Origin of the sequence: Inquilinus sp., assembly GCF_039594555.1 — a bacterium.
Lineage (GTDB): Bacteria > Pseudomonadota > Alphaproteobacteria > DSM-16000 > Inquilinaceae > Inquilinus.
On record NZ_JBCNNF010000451.1, the window covers coordinates 1 to 5,444 of the forward strand.

6 protein-coding genes are annotated in these 5,444 nt (G+C 68.9%); 3 read left to right on the forward strand and 3 right to left on the reverse strand.

Annotated elements, in window-relative coordinates:
• Positions 1–139: 139 nt before the first annotated feature.
• From ABDW35_RS31365 to ABDW35_RS31375, 3 genes are all read right to left on the reverse strand, one after another.
• Positions 140–832 (reverse strand): gamma-glutamylcyclotransferase, encoded by a 693-nt coding sequence (locus ABDW35_RS31365; RefSeq protein WP_343717769.1) that lies wholly within the window; start codon positions 830–832, stop codon positions 140–142.
• Positions 829–1,833, reverse strand: a complete 1,005-nt coding sequence (locus ABDW35_RS31370; RefSeq protein WP_343717770.1) for a Gfo/Idh/MocA family oxidoreductase — start codon at positions 1,831–1,833, stop codon at positions 829–831. Before ABDW35_RS31370 ends, ABDW35_RS31365 begins: the two co-directional genes overlap by 4 nt.
• Before the next feature lie 83 nt (positions 1,834–1,916).
• Entirely contained in the window at positions 1,917–2,510 is a 594-nt protein-coding gene (locus ABDW35_RS31375) for a class I SAM-dependent methyltransferase (RefSeq protein ID WP_343717771.1), read from the reverse strand.
• Between the two features lie 55 nt (positions 2,511–2,565).
• On the opposite strand from ABDW35_RS31375, the gene ABDW35_RS31380 reads away from it, so the two are divergent.
• The 3 genes from ABDW35_RS31380 to ABDW35_RS31390 all read left to right on the forward strand — a co-directional run.
• Positions 2,566–3,000 carry a DUF1178 family protein gene (locus tag ABDW35_RS31380; protein WP_343717772.1) on the forward strand — a complete coding sequence of 145 codons (435 nt, stop codon included), beginning with the start codon at positions 2,566–2,568 and terminating at the stop codon, positions 2,998–3,000.
• A 220-nt stretch (positions 3,001–3,220) separates the two neighbouring features.
• Positions 3,221–4,603: a hypothetical protein gene (locus ABDW35_RS31385; RefSeq protein ID WP_343717773.1), complete on the forward strand. Its 1,383-nt coding sequence runs from the start codon at positions 3,221–3,223 to the stop codon at positions 4,601–4,603.
• The coding region (locus tag ABDW35_RS31390; RefSeq protein ID WP_343717774.1) for a Wzz/FepE/Etk N-terminal domain-containing protein at positions 4,600–5,444 on the forward strand (845 nt) is incomplete at its 3' end. The genes ABDW35_RS31385 and ABDW35_RS31390, both read left to right, overlap by 4 nt.

Consider the following 5,444-nt stretch of genomic DNA (forward strand, 5'->3'; position numbering starts at 1 on the left):
TATCGAGCGCAGCGGCGGCCGGCTGAACCGCTATGATTCGGGCGGCCGCTATCTGGGCTATGAGCAGCCGGACGGCGACCGGGTGAAGCAGTACGACGCCGACGGGCGCTACATCGGCACGCGCGACGAGTGACCGGCCCTACGGCTCCAGCGCCGCGATCCGGCGGCGCAGCGCCTCCAGCCCGTGGTCGCGGATGCCCAGCGCCACCAGATGGTCCAGGGTCGAGCGGAAATAGTCCCGGCAGCTGCCGAGCTGGCCCCGGGCGCCGGCCAGCACCCGCGCCGTCTCCTCCTCGCTCAGCCGGCCGGCATAGCGCGGCTGGGTGCGGTCGATGGTGAAGGCGATCGCCCGCACCGGGCCTTCCGGCGTCGCCGCCGTGACCCAGCGCGGGGTGTAGGACGCGGTCACCATCTCGCGCCGCCAGATCAGGTCCAACTCCTCCTCCACCGCCGCGGCGGCGATGCGGAAGACCAGGCCGCGGCAGGTGCCGCCGCGGTCGAGCGCCAGCACCAGCCCCGGCCGGTCGGGCGTGCCGCGGCCCAGCGCGGTCCACAGGCAGAAGCGGCGGTGCCAGCCATGGATCAGCCCGGTTCGGCGTTCGACGAAGTGGAAGGCCGGGTTCCAGATCAGCGAGCCATAGGCGAACACCCAGACGTCGCGGCCGGCCGCCTGCTCCGCCGCCAGGATCGCCCGGCGCGATTCCGCCAGCGCCTCGAAGGACAGCACCTCGGCGGTCGGGTCGCCGGCGGCGATCATGCGCTGCAGCACGCCGGCCTTCAGCGATTCGCGGGTGATGGCGGTCGGCTCGGCGACCGTCGGGACCTCGCTCACGGCGTCTCCCACCGGCCGGAATGGGCGGAGCGGAAGACCGCGTCGATCACCTGCATGTTGGCCAGCGTGTTCTCCAGCGGCACCGGCTGCTCGCCGCCCGTCAGGATGGCCTCCGCGAAGGCCGCGGCGGCCACGCCGTACTGGTCGCAGGCCGGGACCTCGACCGGCTTGATGCCGTCGCCGAACAGGCTGGAGCCGTCATCGAGAAACAGGCGGCAGGGCCGGTCGTTCGGGGCGTTGAACGGGATCTCCACCTCAAGCCGCCCCTTGGTGCCCAGGAACTGCATGCGCTGATAGCCGGGGATCTGGGTCGAATAGACGAAGCTGGCCTGGATGCCATCATAGTCCAGCAGCACGCTGCCCAGCCGGTCGACCTTGAACACCGGGTCGCGGTCCAGCAGCGACACCACCCGGCGCGGCTCCCGCCCGGTGACGAAGCGCGAGGTGGTGATCGGGTAGCAGCCGATGTCCAGCAGGCCGCCGCCGCCGATATCGGCCTTGTTGCGGATGTTGTTGGGGTCGATGTTGCGATAGGTGAAGGCGCCGGTGATGGCACGCAGCTCGCCGATCGCCCCCTCCTGTACCAGCTCCCGCACCTTCAGCCATTGCGGATGGGTGCGCACCATGAAGGCTTCCTGGATGCGCCGGCCGGTCTTGTCGCGCACCGCGATCAGCTGCCGCGCCTGCTCGGCGTTCAGCCCGATCGGCTTCTCGCACAGCACATGCTTGCCGGCCTCGGCCGCCTTGATCGTCCAGTCCACATGCAGGTGGTTCGGCAGCGGGATGTAGACCGCGTCGATCTCCGGGTCCGCCAGCAGCGCCTCATAGCTGTCATAGGCCACCGGCAGCCCGTATTTCCCGGCCGCAGCCTTCGACTTCTCGGCCGAGCGCGAGGCGATGGCCTTCACCCGGCAATGCCGGGCCGCGGTCATCGGCGGGACGACCTTGTCGTTGATCTTGGCGGCGCCCAGCACGCCCCAGACGATCGTTCCTTCGGCCACGCCTTTCTCCTCTCGGATGCAAATGCCCGACGTTTTCGCAGATCCGGGCGATCGTAGCGGCTCCCAATGCGGATGAGGAGCGTTCAGGGCGCGGGCACGGGATGCGGCTCGGGCGACCCGTCGAGATCCGGCACCGGCGCCAGGTCGGCGACGGCGCACAGCCGCTGAACCACCGCGGCGCGGGGCGAGGCGACCTCGCCATGCTCATAGGCCACCACCTGCAGCCGCCCGGCCACGGCCTGCAGCAGCTCCCCGGCCCTGAGCAGATAGGCAGGCGTCGACGGCCGGCCGAAGCGCTGGTTGCCCTGGGCGAAGGTCTCGTAGAGCAGCACCCCGCCGGGGGCCAGGGCATCGAGGATCGCCGGCAGCAGCGGCCGGTGCAGGTAGTTGGCGACGACGATGCCGGCGAAGCGGCGCCCGGCGAAAGGCCAGGGCCCGGCCTCGATGTCGGCCTTCAGGATCTCCACGCCCTCCGCCCCCGCCAGGTCGGCCACGCCCTGCGGGTCGATATCGACTCCGGCCACGGCATGGCCGCGGTCCCGGAAATGCCGCAGATGGCGGCCGCTGCCGCAGGCCAGGTCCAGCACCGGCGCGGTCTTCGGCACAAGCGGCGCAAAGCGCGCGACCCACGCGGACACAGGGGGGATATGCGGCATCAGCGGCATTGAGGATGTCATTTTCTTTGCGGGCGGTGACGGACCATCGTATGACAAAAGCGGAGCATGGAATGCGATGATCCTGTACGAATTGCGATGTGAGGCCGGCCACGGCTTCGAGGCCTGGTTCCGCAACAGCGGCACCTATGACGCCCAGGTGGCGGCGGGCGAGGTCAATTGCCCGGTCTGCGGCAGCGGCACGGTCGAGAAGGCGCTGATGGCGCCGGCGATCGGCAAGCGCTCGGCCAAGGGCACCCGCGGCGAAGACGGCCGCCGGACCCACACCACCATGGCCGAGGCACGCCGCGAGCTCGAGGCGCTGCGCCGGAAGATCGAGGAGAATTGCGAGTATGTCGGCGACCGTTTCGCCGACGAAGCCCGCAAGATCCATTACGAGGAATCCGAGCATCGCGACATCTACGGCGAAGCCACCGAGGCCGAGGCACGCGAGCTGGAGGAAGAGGGAATCGGCGTCGCCCGTATTCCCTGGGTGTCGCGCACCGATTCCTGACCGGCCGCGACGGCCGACGCGTTCTCAATCCTGGTTTGAGCGGAACGGCGCTTTATTCCCGCCTTCCGTGCTGTCGCTCTTGTCACCGCCTGCTGTTGCGGGTTAGTGGGTTATGAGCCGGTGGCCCGTCGGTCGACGCCATCGAGTCGCCGGCGCGCGTGCCCCTGACCCATGGCGCGGAATAATGAATATATGTCTTTTGTCGAACAATTACCGGACGATGTTCTTCGAAAAGATCGGGCGTGGGCTCGAGCGGAAGGGGGTTGGGGTCGTCTGGATCGCGGCCAGCCGGCGCTGGGCCGATGCGCTGGTCAAGGCGGGGTGGCGCCGCGACAGGATCCTCTGCCTCGCCGATTTCAAGGATGAGTGGCGCAACGCGCCGCCGCCGGACCCGGCCGATGCGGCGCTGACCGAGCTGGAGGCAGGCGGTCAGTCCGCCAACGAGACCATCCTGATGGACCGCACGCTGGGCCGGCGGCCCTACGCCAAGGCTTATCTGGCCGTGGTCGCGCGGGAGGTGTCGCGCTTCCTGAAGGCCCATGACGTCCGCGCCACCTTCGGCGAGCAGACCTGGGCCTATGAGCTGGCCACGGCACTCCTGTGCAAGGCGCAGGGCCGGGCCTATTTCGCCCCGTCCACGGTGCGGGTGCCGTCCGACCGCTTCGGCTTCTTCACCGGCCTGAATCAGGCCGAGATCTTCGAGCTGCGCAAGCCCGACCGCTCCGACCGCGAGGCCGCGGAGGGCATCATCGAGGCGCTGCGGACCCGCGCCTATCGTCCCTACTACTTCCACATCCAGAACAAAATCCGGTTCTTCCGCAGCCACTGGCTGGGCGAATCCGTGGTGCAGGCCTTCTCCCGCGCCACCGACGGCGACGAGACCCTGCCGACCCTGGCGCGGCGGTCGCGCTTCCGCTTCAGCCGGATCGTCAACACCTACCGCACCCGCTGGCAGAAGCCGTTCGAGCGCGAGAACCTGCCGGGCCCCCGCCCCTACGTGCTGGTGACGCTGCACATGCAGCCGGAGGCGTCGATCGACGTCTTCGCCCACCGTCAGTCCAACCAGATCGAGAACATCCGGGCGCTGTCGCGGGTGATCCCGCATGGCTGGGAGATCTACGTCAAAGAGCACTCCAACGCGATCGGCTTCCGGACGCCGCGCTATTACGACGAGCTGCGGCGGATCCCCGGGGTGCGGCTGATCGACCCCTATGCCGACACGTTCAAGCTGATGGAAGCGTCGAAGCTGGTGCTGTCGCCCTCGGGCACCGTTTGCCTCGAGGCCGGCCTCCTCGGCCTCAAGGCCGCCACCTTCGCGCCGATGTATTTCGCCCCCGTGATGTCGCCCGGCCGGATCGACCTGTCGGCCCTGTCCCGGGCGGGCTTCGAGCGGCTGCTGCAGCGCGACGATCGCGAGGGCGGGGCCGAGCCGGCCGCGTTCCTGAGCTGGCTCCACGCCCAGTCCTTCCCCGGCCGGGTTGGCGACCCGGTCCACGACCCGCACAGCATGACGGAGGAGAATGTGGCGATCGTGGTCGATGGCTTCGCGACGCTGCTCCAGGCCCTGGAAACCCGTCGGCAACTGAATGCGAGTGCGGCATGACCGTCGCCACTGAGGATCTGCTCAGCCCCATGCCCACGGCGCCAGACACCCCGACGGCCCGCGACCGCTCGACCGAAACCCTGGCGCAGGAGATGATCGGCGCGGCCTGGCGCCATCGCCTGCTGGTCCTGGTGACCGTCATCGTGGCGCTGGCCCTCGGCGTGCTGTTCATCGTGGTGTCGCCGACGCGCTATACCTCCCGTCTGGTCATCATGCCGACCGAGGCATCGCAGCAGCTGTCCGACCTGCTGCGCAATGCCGGCGCCTCGGTGCTCGCCAACTCCCTGACCAGCCTGACCGGCAACGAGCAGATCACCTATTTCGACCGGTTCAACAAGCAGCTGACGGCGGTCGGCACCGCGGCGGCGCTGAAGGAGCATCAAGGCCTGGTCGAGAGCCTGATGGACCTGCGCTGGAACGACCAGCGCAAGATCTGGGAGAGCGGATCGTTCCTGACCCCGATCAAGGCGGCGCTCGGCCTCGACACCAGCGTCGACACCAGCGCCCAGGCGGTGGCCGAGTTCCTGCGCAAGAACCTGAACCAGGAGCAGGACCGGGATTCGCCGATCACCACCCTCTCGCTCGACGCCACCGATGCCGAGGTGGCGCGGCAGACGCTCGGCTACCTGCACCGCTACAGCGACGACCAGATCAAGCAGGCAATCTACCAGCAGACGCAGAGCAAGCTGGAATACCTGCAGCGCCGGCTGCAGAACGTCACCGTCAACGACTACCGCCAGACCCTGATCGGCCTGATCCTGGACCAGGAGAAGATCCTGATGCTGATCCAGCCGAACCTGCCCTTCGCCGCCGAGGCGCTGGAGCAGCCGGAGGTGCTGAC